The sequence below is a fragment of the Streptomyces brasiliensis genome (assembly GCF_014647875.1).
Classification (GTDB): domain Bacteria; phylum Actinomycetota; class Actinomycetes; order Streptomycetales; family Streptomycetaceae; genus Streptomyces; species Streptomyces brasiliensis.
The window spans coordinates 150,701-168,452 of the sequence record NZ_BMQA01000017.1; the positions used below are offsets into that span (position 1 = coordinate 150,701).

20 protein-coding genes and 2 pseudogenes are annotated in these 17,752 nt (G+C 68.7%); 6 read left to right on the plus strand and 16 right to left on the minus strand.

Annotation, left to right across the window (positions count from 1 at the left end):
* Positions 1–274: 274 nt before the first annotated feature.
* Positions 275–487 (minus strand): annotated as a pseudogene (gene tnpA, locus IEZ19_RS25060) (IS200/IS605 family transposase); the annotation flags it as partial.
* A 63-nt stretch (positions 488–550) separates the two neighbouring features.
* Here tnpA and IEZ19_RS25065 point away from each other — a divergent pair.
* A pseudogene (locus IEZ19_RS25065) lies at positions 551–1,794 on the plus strand (RNA-guided endonuclease InsQ/TnpB family protein).
* Between the two features lie 26 nt (positions 1,795–1,820).
* Positions 1,821–2,315: an NUDIX domain-containing protein gene (locus tag IEZ19_RS25070; RefSeq protein ID WP_189313538.1), complete on the plus strand. Its 495-nt coding sequence runs from the start codon at positions 1,821–1,823 to the stop codon at positions 2,313–2,315.
* A gap of 67 nt (positions 2,316–2,382) precedes the next feature.
* Here the strand turns inward: IEZ19_RS25070 and IEZ19_RS25075 are convergent, their stop codons facing one another.
* Complete coding sequence (locus IEZ19_RS25075; RefSeq protein WP_189313565.1) at positions 2,383–2,604, minus strand: DUF7489 domain-containing protein; 222 nt, start codon at positions 2,602–2,604, stop codon at positions 2,383–2,385.
* Between the two features lie 230 nt (positions 2,605–2,834).
* On the opposite strand from IEZ19_RS25075, the gene IEZ19_RS25080 reads away from it, so the two are divergent.
* The gene (locus tag IEZ19_RS25080; RefSeq protein ID WP_189313539.1) at positions 2,835–3,572 is read left to right on the plus strand and encodes an SIR2 family NAD-dependent protein deacylase; all 738 of its coding nucleotides are present in this window, start codon (positions 2,835–2,837) and stop codon (positions 3,570–3,572) included.
* A 30-nt stretch (positions 3,573–3,602) separates the two neighbouring features.
* On the opposite strand, the gene IEZ19_RS53555 is transcribed toward IEZ19_RS25080, so the two are convergent.
* Positions 3,603–3,890 carry a transposase gene (locus tag IEZ19_RS53555; RefSeq protein WP_189313540.1) on the minus strand — a complete coding sequence of 96 codons (288 nt, stop codon included), beginning with the start codon at positions 3,888–3,890 and terminating at the stop codon, positions 3,603–3,605.
* A 118-nt stretch (positions 3,891–4,008) separates the two neighbouring features.
* On the opposite strand from IEZ19_RS53555, the gene IEZ19_RS25090 reads away from it, so the two are divergent.
* Together IEZ19_RS25090 and IEZ19_RS25095 are read left to right on the plus strand one after the other, a co-directional pair.
* Positions 4,009–4,260: a hypothetical protein gene (locus tag IEZ19_RS25090; RefSeq protein ID WP_189313541.1), complete on the plus strand. Its 252-nt coding sequence runs from the start codon at positions 4,009–4,011 to the stop codon at positions 4,258–4,260.
* A 469-nt stretch (positions 4,261–4,729) separates the two neighbouring features.
* Positions 4,730–4,981 (plus strand): hypothetical protein, encoded by a 252-nt coding sequence (locus IEZ19_RS25095; protein WP_189313542.1) that lies wholly within the window; start codon positions 4,730–4,732, stop codon positions 4,979–4,981.
* A gap of 277 nt (positions 4,982–5,258) precedes the next feature.
* Here IEZ19_RS25095 and IEZ19_RS25100 read toward each other — a convergent pair whose 3' ends face one another.
* The 8 genes from IEZ19_RS25100 to IEZ19_RS25135 form a co-directional block, all read right to left on the minus strand.
* On the minus strand, positions 5,259–5,471 hold the full coding sequence (locus tag IEZ19_RS25100; protein WP_189313543.1) for a DUF4287 domain-containing protein: 213 nt from the start codon (positions 5,469–5,471) through the stop codon (positions 5,259–5,261).
* Between the two features lie 148 nt (positions 5,472–5,619).
* Positions 5,620–6,102, minus strand: coding sequence for a methylated-DNA--[protein]-cysteine S-methyltransferase (locus tag IEZ19_RS25105; protein WP_189313544.1), 483 nt, complete (start codon positions 6,100–6,102; stop codon positions 5,620–5,622).
* A 9-nt stretch (positions 6,103–6,111) separates the two neighbouring features.
* A complete protein-coding gene (locus tag IEZ19_RS25110) occupies positions 6,112–7,593 on the minus strand; it encodes an AlkA N-terminal domain-containing protein (protein WP_308428999.1) in 1,482 nt (493 codons plus the stop codon).
* A gap of 180 nt (positions 7,594–7,773) precedes the next feature.
* Positions 7,774–8,208, minus strand: a complete 435-nt coding sequence (locus IEZ19_RS53560) for a hypothetical protein (RefSeq protein ID WP_189313545.1) — start codon at positions 8,206–8,208, stop codon at positions 7,774–7,776.
* Between the two features lie 139 nt (positions 8,209–8,347).
* Positions 8,348–8,953, minus strand: coding sequence for a GPP34 family phosphoprotein (locus IEZ19_RS25120; RefSeq protein WP_189313563.1), 606 nt, complete (start codon positions 8,951–8,953; stop codon positions 8,348–8,350).
* A 141-nt stretch (positions 8,954–9,094) separates the two neighbouring features.
* The gene (locus IEZ19_RS25125; RefSeq protein WP_189313546.1) at positions 9,095–10,477 is read right to left on the minus strand and encodes an amidohydrolase family protein; all 1,383 of its coding nucleotides are present in this window, start codon (positions 10,475–10,477) and stop codon (positions 9,095–9,097) included.
* Between the two features lie 32 nt (positions 10,478–10,509).
* On the minus strand, positions 10,510–10,773 hold the full coding sequence (locus IEZ19_RS25130; protein ID WP_189313547.1) for a hypothetical protein: 264 nt from the start codon (positions 10,771–10,773) through the stop codon (positions 10,510–10,512).
* A 95-nt stretch (positions 10,774–10,868) separates the two neighbouring features.
* Entirely contained in the window at positions 10,869–11,513 is a 645-nt protein-coding gene (locus IEZ19_RS25135; RefSeq protein ID WP_189313548.1) for a GntR family transcriptional regulator, read from the minus strand.
* A gap of 204 nt (positions 11,514–11,717) precedes the next feature.
* Between IEZ19_RS25135 and IEZ19_RS25140 the strand changes: the two genes are divergently transcribed.
* Positions 11,718–12,182 carry an ester cyclase gene (locus IEZ19_RS25140; RefSeq protein WP_189313549.1) on the plus strand — a complete coding sequence of 155 codons (465 nt, stop codon included), beginning with the start codon at positions 11,718–11,720 and terminating at the stop codon, positions 12,180–12,182.
* Between the two features lie 463 nt (positions 12,183–12,645).
* On the opposite strand, the gene IEZ19_RS25145 is transcribed toward IEZ19_RS25140, so the two are convergent.
* From IEZ19_RS25145 to IEZ19_RS25165, 5 genes are all read right to left on the minus strand, one after another.
* Complete coding sequence (locus IEZ19_RS25145) at positions 12,646–14,025, minus strand: GH1 family beta-glucosidase (RefSeq protein ID WP_189313564.1); 1,380 nt, start codon at positions 14,023–14,025, stop codon at positions 12,646–12,648.
* Between the two features lie 29 nt (positions 14,026–14,054).
* Positions 14,055–14,897: a carbohydrate ABC transporter permease gene (locus IEZ19_RS25150; RefSeq protein WP_189313550.1), complete on the minus strand. Its 843-nt coding sequence runs from the start codon at positions 14,895–14,897 to the stop codon at positions 14,055–14,057.
* A gap of 5 nt (positions 14,898–14,902) precedes the next feature.
* The gene (locus tag IEZ19_RS25155) at positions 14,903–15,853 is read right to left on the minus strand and encodes a carbohydrate ABC transporter permease (RefSeq protein ID WP_189313551.1); all 951 of its coding nucleotides are present in this window, start codon (positions 15,851–15,853) and stop codon (positions 14,903–14,905) included.
* A gap of 10 nt (positions 15,854–15,863) precedes the next feature.
* Positions 15,864–17,126: a sugar ABC transporter substrate-binding protein gene (locus tag IEZ19_RS25160; RefSeq protein WP_189313552.1), complete on the minus strand. Its 1,263-nt coding sequence runs from the start codon at positions 17,124–17,126 to the stop codon at positions 15,864–15,866.
* A 178-nt stretch (positions 17,127–17,304) separates the two neighbouring features.
* Positions 17,305–17,752: apurinic/apyrimidinic endonuclease family protein (locus IEZ19_RS25165; protein WP_506005002.1), on the minus strand; the 448-nt coding region annotated here is incomplete at its 5' end.

A 17,752-nucleotide genomic window follows, 5' to 3' on the forward strand; every position in this document is an offset into this window, starting at 1 on the left:
CGAGCAGGGCTGTGTCGTTCGTCTTGCTGATGGCTATGGTCGTTGGCGGGAGGGGAGAGCGGGATGTCGCTGGAGTCGCGGTCGGATGACGGGGTGCCTGAGTTGACGGCTCGGGTCGTGCGGGCCTCGTTTCCCAAGGGGACTTTGGCCATCCGGATCGGGGAAGTGCTCGGTCCGGTGTTCAGGGACGATGACTTCGCGGTGGCCTTTCCCCGGCAGGGCCGGCCCGCGATCTCTCCGCGGGCCGGCCCTGGTGTCGGTGTTGCAGTACGCGGAGGGCCTTGAGGCTGTTGACCAGCTTGGAGACGGCGACCTTGGGCGGGTAGTGCACCAGGAGGTGGACGTGATCGCGTTCGCCGTTGAACTCCTTCAGCTCCGCTTCGAAGTCCTCGCACACCTTGCGCATGATCTCTTCGCAGCGCGTCAGCATCTCGTCGTCGAACACTCCGCGCCGGTACTTCGTCACGAAGACCAAGTGCACGTGCATCGCCGAAACCACGTGTCTGCCACGCCCCCATCCATGAGACCAAGCGTCGTAGGGTCTTGGGTCATGCAGCTCCGCTACAACTACCGGGCCTACCCGGACGCCTCCCAGCGCCGTGCGCTGGCGAAGGCGTTCGGGTGCGCCCGCGTGGTGTGGAACGACTGCCTGCGCGACCGGAAGGAAGCACACGCGGCAGGGCTGCCGTACGTGAAGTCGGCCGAGCTGTCCCGGCTGCGCATCACCCAGGCCAAGCGCACCGCCGAGCGCGCCTGGCTCGCCGACGTGTCGGCGGTCGTCCTGCAACAGTCCCTGCGGGACCTCGATACCGCCTACAAGAACTTCTTTCGACAGTCTCCAGGGCAAGCGGCAGGGCCGGAAGGTCGCTCCGCCCCGGTACAAGTCGAAGAAGGACACCCGGCAGTCGATCCGCCTCACCACCAACGCCTTCTCCCTCCAGGGCAACGGCACGGTGTACGTGGCCAAGGTCGGCAACCTCAAGGTCACATGGTCGCGTCGGCTTCCGGCAGCCCCGACGTCCCTGACCGTCACCAAGGACAGCTGTGGCCGGTACTTCTTCAGCTTCGTTGTCGACACCGAACCGGACATCCTGCCCGAGCTGGAAGCGGAGGCCGGTATCGACCTCGGCCTCTCCGCCTTCGCCGTCCTGTCCGACGGCCGGAAAATCGACAGCCCGCGCTTCCTGCGCAGGGCCGAGAAGAAACTCAAACGCCTGCAGCGGGAGTTGTCCCGCAAGGCCAAGGGATCGAAGAACCGGGCCAAGGCCCGTATCAAGGTTGCACGCCAGCACGCACGTGTGGCGGACCGGCGCCGGGACTTCCACCACAAGGCATCCACGCAGATCATTCGCGACAATCAAGCGGTGTATGTGGAAGACCTCGCGGTGTCCGGCCTCGGCCGTACCCGTCTTGCCAAGTCCGTGCACGACGCGGGATGGTCCGCGTTTGTCGGCATGCTGGAGTACAAGGCCATCAAGCACGGCCGCACCTTCGCCAAGGTGGACCGGGCCTTCCCCTCCTCTCAGCTCTGCTCGGCCTGCGGATTCCGGGACGGCCCGAAGCCTCTCCACGTCCGTGAGTGGGCGTGCGGTGAGTGCGGCACTGCATGACCGCGACCACAACGCAGCCCGCAACGTCCTCTTCGAAGGACGCCGTATCGTCGCCGCCGGACAGGCGCAGACGCTAAACGCCTGTGGAGCGCCGGTAAGACGGGCACACCTGCCCGCACAGCGCAGTGAAGCAGGAAGCCACCGGAAGGGTCAGACGACCCAGGCCGGAAACCCTGGACTTTAAGCCAGGGAGCACGTCAACCTTCCGGAGTGACCACGACTCAAGACTTCGCCACCTACATCGCGGGCCTGCCCCGCGTCCTCGCCGGTGCCGCCGCCCTGCTCCGTGACGCCGAGGGGCGGGTGTTGCTCGTCGAGCCCAACTACCGTGAGGGATGGGGGCTTCCGGGCGGCACGATCGAGTCCGACGACGGGGAGACCCCGCGCCAGGGGGCGTGCCGGGAGACGGCCGAGGAGATCGGCCTCGACGTCGAACTCGGCCGGCTGCTCGCGGTGGACTGGGTGCACGGACCGGGCCAGCCGCCGCTGGTGGCCTACCTGTACGACGGCGGCGTCCTCTCGGACGACGAGCTGCGCTCGATCCGGCTGCAGGAGGAGGAACTCCTCTCCTGGCGCCTGGTTCCCCGCGAGGAGATCACCGACCGTCTGCCCGGCGCCCTGGGCCGCCGCGTCCTGGCCGCCCTGGACGTCCTGGCGGAGGGCTCGGGAACGGCCGAACTCGAGAACGGAAACCGGGTCGCCTGACCTGGTCGGCGGGGTCGGTGGACTGCGGCGGGCCGGATGGCGAGTGGACCGCGCCTGGCTGAAAGGGCTAACCCTTGGCCGGGTCGGCGCCCGGCCGCTTGACGATCCGATCGCCGGCCGCGATCGACTTCCAGAGCCGGCGGCTGATGCGGACCTTCGCAGACTCGCCGTCGGCAAGGCGGACTTCGACGAAGTGGTACATGTTCGAGCCGTCGAGCATGCCCCGCGACTTGTCGATGACGACGCCTTCCCAGGAGTCATCTCGTCCGGCTTTGCGAGATTTGAACATGATGTGGAGCCTACGAGGAGCGGCAGCAGACCCTGCAGTGCTTCGGGGCACGTCCCGGGGATGACAGATGTCATGCCTGGGCGCTGGAACGGCTTCGGCGCGGCACAGGGTTCCCGCCGAGGCCGGCCGACAAGCTCCTGGCAGGTTCAGATCCGCTCCTCCTCCGAGTGTAATCCGGACGCCCCCGATACCCGCTCGCCACGAACGAACCGTCGTCTTACTCTCGGCCCATGAACAGACCCCTCGTCGCCATACTCAGTGGTGCCGGCATCTCCACCGACTCCGGGATCCCCGACTATCGCGGGCCGAACGGGCTGTGGCGGCGGGATCCCGGGGCCGAGAAGCTTGTGACGTACGAGTTCTACATGGGTGATCCGGAGATCCGGCGGCGGTCGTGGCAGATGCGGCGCAAGAACCGGACGCTGAGGGCCGAGCCGAACGCGGCGCACCGGGCCGTCGCCGAGCTGGAGCAGTCGGGTACGCCGGTGCGGGTGATCACCCAGAACGTGGACGGGCTGCACCAGCTCGCCGGGATGCCCGCCCGCAAGGTGCTCGAACTGCACGGCACTGTACGTAGTTTCGCTTGTACGAAGTGTCACACCCGCGGGCCGATGGAGGACGCGATCGCCCGGGTCGAGGCCGGTGAGGAAGATCCCCCGTGCCTGGAATGCGGAGGCATCCTCAAGTCGGCCACCGTGATGTTCGGCGAGCGGCTCGACCCGGTCGTCCTCGGCGAGGCGCTGTCCATCACCAAGGCCTGCACCGTGTTCATCGCCGTCGGCAGCAGCCTTCAGGTGCAGCCCGCCGCGGGGCTGGCCGGCGTCGCCGCCGACAACGGCGCCCGCCTGATCATCGTCAACGCCGAACCCACCCCGTACGACGACCGCGCCGACGAGATCATCCGCGAACCCATCGCCACCGCCCTGCCGACGCTCCTACGCCGCCTGAGCCCGGACACCGCTCGCTAGCTAGGGCCTGTTCTGAGTTGAAATCACATGTCAGGGAAAAGGCCTGGGCGGGCTGGTGATCACGCTCACCAGGATCAGATCGACATCGTCGCGAACCGCCGCCTCGGCGATCACCGCGTCCATGAGGGCCTGGAAGACTTCGTCACGTGCCCACATCCGGAACCGGTCGTAGATCGTCGACCAGGAGCCGTAGCTCTCCGGCACATCCCGCCAGGGACTGCCGGTACGGAACCGCCACATCACCGCGTTGAAGTAGCTGCACAGGTCAGGGATCGGTCCGAACGCCCCAGCGGCAGGTGCGGCTCGATCAACTCCCACTCGGCATCGGTCAGATCACCACGAGTCACGTGACCGGTCTACGTCAGCCAGCAAAAGGCGTCCATTTTCAGCCGCCAACACGAAGAGCCCTCCACCCGGGCCGCCACTCATGCAGCGGGTGACATACCGGCATGGCGAAATGTGTCGAGTGTGGAAAAACATTCGAATCGAAGACGCGCGAAACGAGTACAACTCCGAGTTCAACGGAGACCCTGATTTTGATGAATACTGCGGTGAAGGGGATCTCTGTGGAGGCTGCGCAGCATCGCAAACCGCATCGGAAATCAACCAGGGTCGCGCGATCTTCATGATGAATGGCGACGAAGATTATGACGATGACTTCGTGCAGAAGCATTTGGGAGTGACCTAGAAGCATTGACAACCCCATACCCGGCCACCAGTAAGGCAGCGAGCATGGGGCTATCTCTGCCATACGGTCATTGCAAGGTACGTGCGGCCGGTCCTTTCGGACACTCCGTAATGATCGGCCAGCATGCGACCGGTCACCGGACAGCCGCGCTCGGCGGGTGGCCTGACACTCGTTCACCGTGTCCGCCTCAGCGTCCGGCACGTTGTCCTCGAAATCGGCCTACAGGTCATCCGACGGCCGGCTACCAGGCAAGCTATCAATGCCCTCTGTCTGCAATCGTTACACACTTAGTCATTCGGTGTCCGCCCAACCGGTCACGCGCTGGCCATGTGCTGGAATGTCGAAATCGTCCGAGGCTCGCAGAACAAAGAGTCTGGGAGAACGAGCAGCGAGGAACGGCGTACGGTCGGCAGGTGGAACCTCCCGTCGGCCCCTTTCTTCAACGTCAGGATCGTGCTACTTTCCGCGCATGCTTGCTGAGATCTATGTCGAAAATAGCCCGACCGGCTATGTGATCATGCTCGTGGTCGTTTCACCGCTGGCTCTCGTAGCGCTGGTTTTCTGGGTACTCACGGTGATTCCGCGTCTGCGGAAATACGGTCCACCTCTCCCGAAAGACCGGATCGAAAAAGCACAGCATATAACTGGCTGTTCCCTGGCAACACTGGTCTTGTTGAGCATTGTCTTACTAAGCCTGCGGGCGCTGCTCCATACCATCTGAAAATGCACTTCGATGACGTCGGGGAGGTCCCAGCGGTAGTGGTCGAAGCTGACTACGCCAAGTCGCAGATGAAGCAAAGCGCCTCTCTTCCTCGCCGGTCTCATCACCACCATCTTCAATGGCCTAGTGCTGGTCAGGATGATTCCCGCGTACCGCCGAAGATGTCGCGTGTGACTTCTACCGATGCCTTGTGACTCCGGGATCCCCGGCTATCGCGGGCCGAACGGGCTGTGGCGGCGGGGTCCCGGGACCGAGAAGCTTGTGACATCGTGGGCCCTTACTTGCCGCGGGCCTCCGAGAGGGTATGTGCGACAAGGGCGTTGGCGTGGCCGTGGCCCAGACCGTGCTCGGCCTTGAGCCAGTTCACGAGCTCCATGTGCTTGGTCAGCCGCGAGGAGCGGATGAGGTCCTTCCACTCCGTTATCGGGCGACCGTACTTCTTCTCGATGGAGGGGAAGTAGCTGGCAGGGCCCTTGGTGGTATCAGTCATGTCGGCGGTGTCCCGTCTGTCTGTGGTCGACTCGTCGCTCGTACGACCGGCGGACCCGGCTCAAGTCATCGGCCAGTGATGGTGTGTTGGATCACACTTCGGGCCCAGGGCCGCCCAGAACGCAGGCGAGCCGTTGGCGAAGCGAAGGCTAGAACAGCGCCGTTCCCCTCTCGAAGTCCAGCAGGCGGCGCTTACGGTCGAGGCCACCGCCGTAGCCGGTGAGGCTGCCGTCGGAGCCGACGACCCGGTGACAGGGGACGATGATGCTGACCGGGTTGCGGCCGTTGGCGAGGCCGACCGCGCGGGACGCCTTGGGGTTGCCGAGGGCGTCGGCGAGTTCGCCGTACGTGCACGTCTCGCCGTACGGGATGCGGGTCAGCTGCTCCCAGACGGTTCGCTGGAACGGAGTGCCGTGCAGGCGGAGTTCGAGGGTGAACTCCTTCAACTCGCCTGCGAAATAGGCGGACAGCTGGTCCTCGGTCTCGGCGAAGAGCGAGTCGTCGCGGGTGCCGAAGGTCTCCTCCGGCGGGCGGTGGCGATGTTCGGTCATATAGAGGCCGCACAGGATGCCGTCGTCGGCGACGAGGGTGAGCGGGCCGTACGGGCTGTCGATCACGGTGTGCTGTTTCACGGGATGTCCTTACACCGGTAGGAAGTTGATCGGGTGGCTGTCCGTCGCCCACAGGTACTGGACGGCGTACGCCCGCCATGGCTGCCAGGCCGCCGCCCGTGCTGTCAGCGCGGCGGGCGTGGACGGCAGACCCAGATCCTTGGCGGCGCGGCGGATGCCGAGGTCCGTGGGAAGGAAGGCGTCGGGGTCGCCGAGGGCGCGCATCGCGATGACGTCGGCCGTCCAGGGACCGAAGCCGGGGAGGGCCAGGAGCCGGGAGCGGGTTTCCGCCCAGTCGCTCTCGACTCCCAGGTGAAGTGATCCTTCGGCCAGTTGGCTGACGAGTGTGGTGAAGGTGGTGCGGCGGGTGCGGGGCATCGCCAGGGATTCGGGGTCGAGGACCGACAGCACCTCGGGGCTCGGGAAGAGATGGGTGAGGCCGCCCCCGGGGTCGTCGACCGGGGTGCCGTGCGTGAGGACCAGACGGGCGGCGTGGGTGCGGGCGGCGGCCGTGGAGACCTGCTGTCCGAGGACGGCACGTACCGCGAACTCGGCCTCGTCGACCGTGCGTGGCACCCGGCGCCCCGGCGCCTTGTCGACCAGGGGCGCGAGGAACGGGTCCGTGCGCAGCTGGTCGTCGACCGCGACCGGGTCGGCGTCCAGGTCGAGCAGTCGGCGGCAGCGGCTGATGGCGACGGGCAGATCGCGCAGGTCGCTGAGGGTGAGACGGCAGGCGATGTGGTCGGGCCGGGGGGTGAGGGCCACGATGCCGTGGCCGTACGGCAGGCGGAGCGTGCGCCGGTACGCCCCGTCGCGCCACTCCTCCACGCCCGGTACGGCGGTCGCCGCGAGGTGGCCGAAGAGGTTGTCCGGGTTGAGCGGGGCGCGGAACGGAAGGCGTAGGGACAGCGCACCCGGGGTGTTCGGGGCGTCCTTCTTGGGCACGCGGGTCCGCAACTCGCTCGGGGAGAGGGCGAAGACCTCGCGGACGGTGTCGTTGAACGTGCGGATCGAGGAGAAACCGGCGGCGAAGGCGATCTCCGCCATCGGCAGCGGCGTCGTCTCCACCAGGAGCCGGGCTGTCTGCGCGCGCTGGGCGCGGGCGAGCGCGAGCGGGCCCGCGCCCAGCTCGGCGAGCAGCTGGCGTTCGACCTGGCGGGTGCTGTAGCCGAGCCGGGTGGCGAGGCCGGGCACGCCCTCGCGGTCCACCACGCCGTCGCCGATCAGCCGCATCGCGCGGGCCACCAGGTCGGCGCGGTGGTTCCACTCCGGGGAGCCGGGGCTGGTGTCGGGGCGGCAGCGCTTGCAGGCCCGGAATCCGGCCTGCTGGCAGGCCGCCGCGCTCGGGTAGAACGTCATGTTCTCGGCCTTCGGCGGTACGACCGGGCAGCTGGGCCGGCAGTAGATGCGGGTGGTCAGGACGGCGGTGTAGAACCAGCCGTCGAAGCGGGCGTCCTTGGACTGCACGGCGCGCACACAGCGTTCCCGGTCGGAGTGCATCCCTGTCTGCATGCGTCCAGCATCGGCCATGGGCCGGCCCGGGGCTGGCGGGAATCCGACATCAAGGTCGGCTGTCCTGGGCCTCCCCGGATCGCCGCGCGGGCCCATGCAGCAGCCGCAGCCCGTTCAGGCCCACGAGCACGGTAGACCCCTCGTGACCTGCGGCGCCGAGCGGGAGCGGAAGATCGCCGATCAGGTCCCGGACGACCGGCCCGGTGAGGAACACGCCGGGGAGATCACCAGATTGGCTCCCCCGGTTTGCCCGACACGGCGGGCCCGCACCGCGTCGCCGGGCTGTTCCCGGAGGGCCCGGTCGTCGAAAATCTGGCGGCCGGGCTCGTCCCGGAACCGGGCCGCCCACTGTGCCGTGGTGTGCAGCCCGCCGAACGTGTGGAAGTCCACCTTCAGCTCGCCGTGGAGCCCGTGGTCGTACTCCCGGGCCGGCTCGCGCGGAGACCGGTCCGGGCCGGCCGTACCCATGAGGTCGGTCGGCGAGGAACCGTGGTTGCGGGCGATGAAGGCGCTGGTGCCGACGCCGAAACGGGCGGCGTCGCACAGCAGCCGGAGTACGCCGGCGGGGCCGGGGAGGCCGATGCGGATCGGCAGGTCCACGTCGCGGTCGCGCACCGCCTCCACCCGGCGGAGCACCGGGTCGACCCGCGTGCTTGTCGGGGAACGCCGACCGCAGGGAGAGCCTGGTGATGGCGGGACGGCCCTCGGGACAGCCGCTGAGGCCGTGCGCCCCGGTCAGCGAGCGCCAGCCCCGTCAGGGAGCGCGCCAGACGTTGTCGAAGGCCGCCTCCTCGATGTTGCGGCGCTGGCGGGTGGCCTCGAGTTCCATCACCGCGTCGTTCACGGCGGCCACCACGGTGACGACGGTGTCGCCGACGCGGTCCGCGAAGTCCTCGGCGGGCTCGTCGTGGATGCCGAGGGCGGCCGCGAGGGCGGCGAGGACGGGCTCGTCCGACTCCCACCGCTCGGCGGCCCGGCGCCGGTCCGGCGAGTCGACCAGTTCCGTGCGGGCGGTGCGGATCGCGAACCTCGGGTGGCGCTGCCGCGTGACCAGTCCGTCCTTCTCCAGGCCGGCGAAATAGGCCGCGTACAGGCCACGGCCGCGCCGCCACAGCCAGTCCTCGACGGACTCGTACGGCGCCTGCCGCTTCAGCGCCGTGGCGGCAGCGTCGAGCTGAGGGTCGCCGAGGGCCGGCTGCAGGCGGGGCACGATGCTGTCGCCGTCCAGGGTGAGCGCCTCGGCGTCGAGGAGGTCGAGGAGTTCGGCCCCGGCGAGGGCGAGCGAGAGGTCGCCCTGCTCGACGGGCGGGTGGGGGGCGGCGTCCAGCGTGGCGATCAGGAGGTCCCGCGGTGTGGTCATGTCGGACTCCAGGTCAGAGACGTCGTAGGCACAGCGCCGGGCCGGATCGTCGCCTTGCGCGGCTGCGGCTGTGGGCCGTACCGACGGAATATGCCGCACCACCACCATGGGCTGAGGCGGGCGTCCGCGCAGCACGGACGGCTACTCCTTTGCCGCAGGGTTCCTGCCGGCCCCGCTCTCATGCCGTGCGGCCTCGCGCACCCGCTCGCGGATGCGGGACCGGTCGACCGGCCGGCCCTTGAAGTGGACGGACTCGATCCGGCGCGTGTTCGTGATGTCCCGCAGGGGGTCTCCCGCCAGGACGACGAAGTCGGCCCGCCTGCCCTCTTCGAGGGTGCCGCGGTCGGTGAGACCGAGCAGGGTCGCGGAGCGCTGTGTGGCGCTCTGGAGGACGGTGAGCGGCGGCAGTCCCGCCGCGGCCAGTGCCTCCAGCTCGCGGTGCTCGGCGAAGCCCGGGAACTGGGTGAGCAGACCGGTGTCCGCGGAGAACACGAGACGTACGCCGGCGTCGGCGAAGGTCCGCAGCGTGCTCTGCATGCGCTGGTACGCCTCGAGCGTGTCGAACAGCGGCTGCGGTGCGTTCGCCCTGATCCGGCTGCGCAGGTCAGCGATCGCCTCCGGGGTCACGAGGTCGGCAAGGGCCGGATCGTCGAGCCAGCTGTCGCCGTCCGGGCGCTGGATGCTCATCGACGTGAAGACCGCCACGTCGTGGGTGGTGAGCAGGGTGATGAGCTCCTCGTCGGGAGCGGGGGTGCGGGGCAGGTGCGCCAGGATGTCGGCGCCCGCTCGGATCGCCTCCTTGGCGTCGTCCACCGTGTAGATGTGGGCGGCCGCCTTGAGTCCGTGGCGGTGAGCCTCGTCGACGATCGCCCGGTAGACGTCCGGCTCGAGCCTGGCCTCGGTGCCGTGCCGGTCGTCGAGCCAGAACTTGACGGCGTCGACGTGCTTCGCCGCCAGCGCGCGCACGTGCCGGCGTGCGTCCTCGGGGCTCGTTGCCTCGTGGACCGCGTCGGCCGCGAAGAAGGGGCCGCCGTTGCCGGATCCCGGTGTGGGGGCGACGATTCCCGCTCCGGCGGTGTGGAGGGTCGCGAGGTCTTCGTCGTCGAGTTCGCCCTTGCGCTGCCGGTCGCGTACCCGGATCTCGGTGTCGTCCCGGTCGGTGCCGAGGGACTGGAACACGCTGACGCCGTAGTAGGCGAGCCGGCGGAGGTGGTCGATGACGTTGTCGGCGGAGAAGTTCCCGGCGTCCGCCGCGGCCCCCTTCCAGTAACCGATGTGCCCGTGCGGATTGACGAGGGCGGGCATCACGGTCCTGCCCGCCAGCGAGACCGTCTGCCGTGTGGGGTCGGGGCTGATGGCGTCCCTGGGCCCGATCCATTCGATCAGGCCGTCGCGGACGACGAGTCCGGCGTCGTCGATGACGGTCTCGCCGTCGCCCACGATCACCCGGGCGCCTTCGTAGAGGACGGCTGCGGTCCCCTCTCCCGATGACCTGCGTGCGCCGTCTCCGGCGGTGGCGCTCATGGCGCCTCCTTTCCCTGCGGGTGTCGGTTCGTCTACGACGCGGTGGGCGCCGTCGCGTAGCGCGCGCTGCGCCGCTCGAACTCGTCGTAGCCCATGAGGCCTTCGAAGGCGCGCTGGTCCGTCACCAGGTCCTTGACCGCGGCGACGTCATTGCGGGCGCGCAGGACGCTGAGGACGTCGGTCACGCCCTTGGACGCGGCGCCGAGGAGCGTGTACCAGAGCAGGATCACGTCGGCGCCGGCCACCGCGTACTCGTCGATCGTGTGCGCCGGGACGTCCGAGCCGGGTACGTCCAAGGAGCCCTTTCAGGGCGGCCCTGCGCGCGGTGTGGTCGTGCGACACGATGGTTCCTTCTGAGAGATCACGGGATGCGCGCGTGGTCGCGGCGGCGTCAGACCAGGAAGTCCCGGTACCGGCTCAGCTGCTTGCGCGCGGTCTGCATGTTGTGGCGTTTGAGCTGCTCGGCGCCCTCGGCGTCGCCGCGCACGAGCGCGTCGATGATCAGACGGTGCTCGGCGAGGCTCTGCTCCATCCGGCCCGGCGACATCAGGATGCGGCGCCGCAGGAGATGCGACTGGTCCCGCACACCGGCCAGCATCTCGGCGAGAAAGCCCTGGTCGGCCAGGCGGATGACGGTGTCGCGGTAGTCGTCGATCGCCGCGAGGAACACGTCGACGTCACCGTTCTCGGCGGCTTCGTCGAGACCGCCGCCCTCGGCGAACCTCGCCCGCAGTTCCGCCCAGTCGGCCGGTGTGGATTTCTGCGCCGCGAGCCGCGCCGCGAGGCCCTCGAGGAGTTCGAGGACGTCGTAGATCTCCTGCAGGCGGTTGTAGCCGAGCCGGGCCACGACCGCCCCCGCGTTGGGGACGCGCTCGACGAGGCCGCGGGACTCCAGGGACTGCAGTGCGGACCTGACCGCGAACCGCGACGTCCCCAGCTCCTCGGCCAGCTGCACCTCCGGCAGCCGGTCCCCCGGAGCGAGGTCCCCGCGCAGCACGCGCTCCCGCAGCCTGGCTTCGACGTCTTCACGCTTCACAGCGGATCCCGGCTCCTTCGACAGCTTCCGGCCTGGTCAACAGCGACGCTAGGTCCGCCCCCGCGACATTGTCAATCAGATTGGCGACAATCATGGATTGTATTGGCGACAATCAAAACTCGAATTGTCGCCAATCTGGTGTAGCTTGGGCTCGACCGAGTCACCAGCCTCGGGCGACGGGACGACGAGAGAGGACCAGGCAGCATGACGAAGCGCTCCGGCGTCGACGCCGTGCACAACTTCTGGGCGCAGGTCTGGGAGGCACCGCAGAACTACGACGCGATCGACGACCTCGTGGTGGAGGACTTCGTCCTCGTCACGGGCGGGGTGCGCGTCGAGTCACGCGCCGCGTTCAAGGAGTGGGCGAAGGAGTTCGGCGGCGCCATCGACAATCTCGAGTTCGAGGTCATCGAGTCGTTCGAGAACCACGACGGCACGCGGGTCGCCTCCCTGTGGCGCATCACCGGCACCAACAACGGAGCGCTGGGGACCGAACCCGACGGTGCGCCGATCGAGATGTGCGGGACGGCGGTGTGGGGCGTGCGCGAGGACGGCAAGCTGCTGTGGAACCAGGTGGAACGCAACGCCTTCGAAGTCCACCGTCGCCTCACCGACCCCGCACGAAGGAGGCCGGAGACGCACAGCGATGAGACGGAATCGCCGGGGTGACCGGACACCCTGGCATGGGCGGACGCAGAGGTGACGCCGAGATCGTCGCCGATCTCCAGTGACCGTCGGCAGCAGAAGGCGAGCAGCCGGAGCAGTCGCCGGAGGTCGACCCGACCGGGCCCACGGTGTGAACCTTTTACCCATCGGGTCACGCGGCCAGGGCTACAGCCCGAGCCCCCGTGCCGAGAGGAAATGTCACGAAGTCTCCTCCATGAGTCCTCAGCCCCGCCGTGCGACCGTCACGGCCAACGGCCACCGAGACCGTGTTGGGCGTGGACCTGCCGTGGGATCCGTCGAAGCGAACGGCCGGGCAGTTGCGCCACCAGTGGAGTGACGTGCTTCCGGCCTGTGCTGGAGAAGGGTGCTCACACGCCGGCCGGCGCCCGCCGCGGGGTGCGAGCCGCGGACGCGGAGGAGGGGGTGGCGGCACACCTGCCGCCACCCCCTCCTCCGCCACATGCCGTCAGCCGCGCTGGGCGGCGATCATCGACCGGTACCAGTGGTAGCTGTCCTTCGGGGTGCGGACCTGGGTGTCGTAGTCGACCCGGACGATCCCGAACCGCTTGTCGTAGCCGAAGGCCCACTCGAAGTTGTCCAGCAGCGACCACACGTAGTAGCCCCGGACGTCGACACCGGCGTCGATCGCAGCGCGCAGCGCGGTCAAGTGACCGCGCAGGTACTCGACCCGGTCGGTGTCGTGCACCGCGCCGTCCTCGCTCACGGCGTCGTGCTCGGCGGAGCCGTTCTCGGTGATGTGGATCGGAGGCAGGGCGTCGCCGTACTGCTTCTTCAGGGCCACCAGCAGATCGGTGAGGGTGTCCGGCGCGACCGCCCACCCCATCGCGGTCTCCCGGACGCCCGGCATCCGGACCTCCTCGTACCGGTTGTCGGTCGCCACCCGCTTCCCCGGGTCGGCCTCGCGCAGCGGGGCGTCGGCGACCACGATCGGCCGGTAGTAGTTGATGCCGAGGAAGTCCAGCGGCTGCGAGATCAGCTCCAGGTCGCCGTCCTGGCGGAAGTCCGCTCCGGTGATCAGCTCGCCGAAGGTGTCCTCCTCGGTCACCGCGTAGCGGCCCGCCAGGATCGGCTCGGTCCACACCAGGTTGTGCTGGGTGTCCGCGCGGACCACGGCCGCGAGGTCGGCCGCCGATTCGGTGGCGGGCAGGTTGCGGTCGAGGTTGAGGGTGATCCCGACCTCGCGTACCCCGGCCGACCGCAGCGCCTGCACGGCGAGGCCGTGCCCGACCAGCAGGTGGTGCACGGCGGCCAGCGCAGGACGGCCCTCCCTGGCGCCCGGCGCGTGCCGGCCGATGGAGTAGCCGAGGAACGCGCTGCACCAGGGCTCGTTGAGGGTGATCCAGCGCGGCACCCGGTCGCCCAGGTGCTCGGCCACCACGGCCGTGTACTCGGCGAACCGCTCCGCCGTCTCGCGCACCCGCCAGCCGCCACGGTCCTCCAGCGTCTGCGGCAGGTCCCAGTGGTACAGGGTGGCGGCCGGCTCGATGCCCGCCTCCAGCAGTTCGTCCACCAGCCGGGAGTAGAAGTCGAGGCCCTTGGGGTTCACCGGGCCGCTGCCGTCGGGCACGATCCGCGGCCAGGCGATGGAGAACCGGTACGAGTCCACGCCCAGGTCGCGCAGCAGCGCCACGTCCTCGGGGTAGCGGTGGTAGTGGTCGCAGGCCACGTCACCGGTGTCGCCGTTCACCACCAGACCGGGCGTGTGGCTGTAGGTGTCCCAGATGGAGGGGCCGCGGCCGTCCTCCCGGGCGGCGCCCTCGATCTGGTACGAGGCGGTGGCGGCGCCGAAGACGAAGCCGGAGGGGAATCCGGGGAAGCCACTCATCATGCGAACCTGTTCCAGGTGTGAGGTGGTCACTTGACGGAACCGCCGGTGATGCCGGCGGCGATGTACTTCTGCGCGAGCACGAGCAGCACCGCCGCGGGGATCGCGGAGAGCACGGAGGCGGCCATGACCGCACTCCAGTCGCCGACGTGCGCGCCGATGTACTGGTAGATGCCCAGGGTGATCGGCTTGACGTGGTCGGTGGTGTTCAGGGTGAGCGCGAACATGAAGTCGCTCCACGCGTACAGGAAGGAGAACAGCCCGGCGGTGATCAGCGAGTTGCGGCTCATCGGCAGCACGACCTGGACGAAGGTGCGCAGCCGGCCGGCTCCGTCCACCTCGGCCGCCTCGATGACCTCGCGCGGGATGGCCACCATGAAGGACCGCATCAGCACGATGGCGAACGGGATGCCCAGCGAGGCGTCGGCGAGCATCAGACCGAAGTACGAGTTGACCAGGCCGAGGTCCACGTACGCGCTGTACAGCGCGTTGGCTATGACGATGCCCGGGACCATCTGCGTGATCAGGGTGCCGAACACCACGGTCTTGGCGCCGCGCAACTTGAACTGCGCGAGGCCGTAGGCGGCCGGTGCGGAGAACGCCAGGCAGATCACGACGGCGCCGAGCGCCACCGCGAGCGAGGTCAGCAGATGGCCGCCCTGCTCTGTCAGGGCCGAGGAGAAGCCGGACAGGTCCAGGCTGTGCGGGACCGGGTCCACCTCCAGCAGACCGGACTCGGGCTGCAGCGCGGTGTTGATCATCCAGTACAACGGGAACAGCATCACACACAGGATGAGGATGCCGACGATCGTCGTGCCCCAACGGCGCTTCGGCTTGCCGGCGGCCGGGGCGGCGGGAGTGGTGGTCGCCATGCCGGTCACTTCCCCTCGTTGCGGTTGGCCCGCAGGTAGAACACCGCGAACACGGCGGAGATCAGGATCAGGATGTTGCCGACCACGGCGCCGGCCCCGAAGTCCAGCTGGACGAAGGAGCTCTGGTACGTCAGCGTGCCCAGGGTCTGCGTGGAGTCGGCGGGGCCGCCGTCGGTGAGCGCGAGGACCAGGTCGAGGATCTTGACCGTGGACATGAAGCCCAGCACGAGCACGACCGTGATGACCGGCTTCAGCAGCGGCAGTGTGATCGAGCGGAAGGTGCGCCAGGCAGAGGCGCCGTCGAGCGAGGCGGCCTCGTACACCTCGCGCGGGATCTCCTGGAGGCCGCCGTAGAGGATCACCATGTTGAAGGGGATGCCGATCCAGATGTTCACCAGGATCACGGCGAGCAGCGCCACATGGGTGCTGGTCAGCCACGGGGTGTGGCCGATGCCGAACAGCCCGAGGAAGGAGTTCAGCACACCGGTGTCCTGATCCAGGATGCGCCGCCAGACGATGCCGGAGACGACCATGGGCACGAGCCAGGGCAGCAGGATCAGCGCGCGCAGCACGCCGTTGAGAGGGAACCTGCGGTTGAAGAACACCGCCAGGCCCAGACCGATGCTGAACTGCCCGATCAGCGAGCCGATGGTGAAGACGATCGTCTGCCACAGGGCCTTGCCGAACAGGTCTTCGCCGAAGACCTTGCGCCAGTTGTCCAGGCCGTTGAAGGGGGCCTTGCCGGTGAAGAAGGTCGACGGCGTGTAGTGCTGGAAACTCATCACGATGTTGCGGACGAGCGGGTAGCCGAAGAACAGCAGCATGAACAGCACGGCGGGGGCCACGAAGCCCCACTGCGCGAGCGTGCGGCGCCGGCGGGTGCGGACCGGTTCGGGGGCGACTCCGGCGGTGGTGCCGGCGGCCGCGGGGGCGGGAACAGCAGTGGTGGTGGACATCGTCGTTACCTCACTTCCCGCTCTCGACGCGCGCCTGCGCGTGCTTCAGCGCGGACTCGCTGGGCTGCCCGGTGAGCGCGGACTGGAACGCGCTCTGCAGGGCGAGGGAGATCGAGGTCCAGCCGGAGCCGACCTTGGCGGTGCGCGAACGCGCCACCGCGACCTGGTCGGCCAGCGAGCTGAGTGACGGGACCTTCTTGCGCCAGGTGGCGGCCGCCTTCTGGTTGGCCGGGATCATCCAGCTGTTGAGCGCGTAGGTCACCTCCTCCTGCTCGCTCGTCATGCAGTTGACGATCTTCGCGGACGTCTTCTCGCGCGTGGTGTCGCCGATGTCCGGGACGGTCAGCTCACCGCCGCCCAGCGGGCCCACGGAGTTGTCCCCGGCCCTGGGAACGGGGATCTGCGCAATGCCCCAGTGCAGGCTCTTCTTGGTGTTGAGGGTCTCGACCTGCCAGGGGCCGTTGATCATCATGGCGGCATTTCCGGCCATGAATTGATCGTTGACGTCGGCCTGCGTCCAGTTGATCGTCGACTTGGACAGCGAGCCGTCGGAGAGCAGCGACTTCCAGTAGTCCAGCGCCTGGACCACCTGCCGGCTGCCGAGGTCGGTCTCGTCACCGCCGTTGGACCACATGAACGGCGTGAACTGGTAGACGCCGTCCTCGGCACCGCCGGCGCTCAGGGCGATGCCGTACTGGTGGCCCTGGGTGAGCTTCTTGGCCGTCTCGCGCATCTCGTCCCAGGTGGTGGGCACCTTGAGACCGGCCTTCTCGAGGATGTCCTTGTTGTAGAAGAGCGCGAGGGTGTTCACCGTGCGCGCCGCGCCGTAATACGTGCCCTTGTAGGAGCCGTAGTCGATGATGCCCTGCGGTACGTCGGTGGTGTCGACGCCCAGCTTCTTCAGGTCCATCAGACCTCCGGTCTCCGCGAAGGTCGGCATCTCGGAGCCGTCGAACTGGACGATGTCCGGAAGTGACTTCGAGGACGCCATCCGCAGCGACTTGGTCATGACCTGGTCGGCCGGGACCGACTGCTGCTGGATGGTGACGCCGAGCTGCTTGCTGCAGCGTTCGAGAGTCGCCGCGTCCCAGCTGTGGTACGAGTCGTCCGTCGACGAGTTCAGGACGGTGTACACGTCGGGGTCGCGGGACTGGCCGCAGCCGGTCAGCGCGACGGTGCCGACGAGCGCGGAGGCGACGGTGAGCGGGACGAGAACGCGTCGGCGGACCCGCCGGCGTCCGGGACGTGCCCCGTTCGGGAGGTGTGCTGTCACGGTGGTGCCCTTGCGTGGGAGGGGTGCCGGCTCCGGCGGACTCCAGTGTGTCCGGCGGAGAGGAGAGGGAACGGACCCGGGGCCCTGGGCGCGGTTCCGGCGGACGCGCGCCCGTGGGGGTGGCTGACCCCCGTGCCCGGCGCGCGCGGCGCAGAGCACGGGCCAGGTGGCCCGGGGGTCAGCGGGCGCCGAGGAGGTGGTCCATGGCGAGCTGGTCGAGGCGCTCGAAGGCCATGCCGCGCGCGGCGGCCGCGTCGACGTCGAAGTCCTCGAAGGCGGTGCGGTCGGCGAGCAGCGCCTGCAGGCCGTCGGCCGCGGTGGGCTGCGCCAGCTGGTCCAGGCGCGCGGCACGCAGCGCCTCCTGGACCTCCGGGTCGGCACGGAAGGCGGCGGCCCGCTCCTTGAGGATCAGGTAGTTGCGCATGCAGCCGGCCGCGGAGGCCCACACGCCGTCGAAGTCCTCGGTCCGCGGCGGCTTGAAGTCGAAGTGGCGCGGGCCCTCGTAGCCGGCGCTCTCCAGAAGGTCGACCAGCCAGAAGGCGGAACGCAGGTCACCGGCGCCGAAACGGAGGTCCTGGTCGTACTTGATGCCGGACTGGCCGTTGAGGTCGATGTGGAAGAGCTTG

Bases quoted from the DNA above. Each gene is read 5' to 3' on its own strand.
- IEZ19_RS25075 (WP_189313565.1), bottom strand. From the start codon at position 2,604: ATGTTCAAATCTCGCAAAGCCGGACGAGATGACTCCTGGGAAGGCGTC.
- IEZ19_RS25080 (WP_189313539.1), top strand. From the start codon at position 2,835: ATGAACAGACCCCTCGTCGCCATACTCAGTGGTGCCGGCATCTCCACC.
- IEZ19_RS25095 (WP_189313542.1), top strand. From the start codon at position 4,730: ATGCTTGCTGAGATCTATGTCGAAAATAGCCCGACCGGCTATGTGATC.
- IEZ19_RS25100 (WP_189313543.1), bottom strand. From the start codon at position 5,471: ATGACTGATACCACCAAGGGCCCTGCCAGCTACTTCCCCTCCATCGAG.
- IEZ19_RS25110 (WP_308428999.1), bottom strand. From the start codon at position 7,593: ATGCAGACAGGGATGCACTCCGACCGGGAACGCTGTGTGCGCGCCGTG.
- IEZ19_RS25120 (WP_189313563.1), bottom strand. From the start codon at position 8,953: ATGACCACACCGCGGGACCTCCTGATCGCCACGCTGGACGCCGCCCCC.
- IEZ19_RS25125 (WP_189313546.1), bottom strand. From the start codon at position 10,477: ATGAGCGCCACCGCCGGAGACGGCGCACGCAGGTCATCGGGAGAGGGG.
- IEZ19_RS25140 (WP_189313549.1), top strand. From the start codon at position 11,718: ATGACGAAGCGCTCCGGCGTCGACGCCGTGCACAACTTCTGGGCGCAG.
- IEZ19_RS25145 (WP_189313564.1), bottom strand. From the start codon at position 14,025: ATGAGTGGCTTCCCCGGATTCCCCTCCGGCTTCGTCTTCGGCGCCGCC.
- IEZ19_RS25150 (WP_189313550.1), bottom strand. From the start codon at position 14,897: ATGGCGACCACCACTCCCGCCGCCCCGGCCGCCGGCAAGCCGAAGCGC.
- IEZ19_RS25155 (WP_189313551.1), bottom strand. From the start codon at position 15,853: ATGTCCACCACCACTGCTGTTCCCGCCCCCGCGGCCGCCGGCACCACC.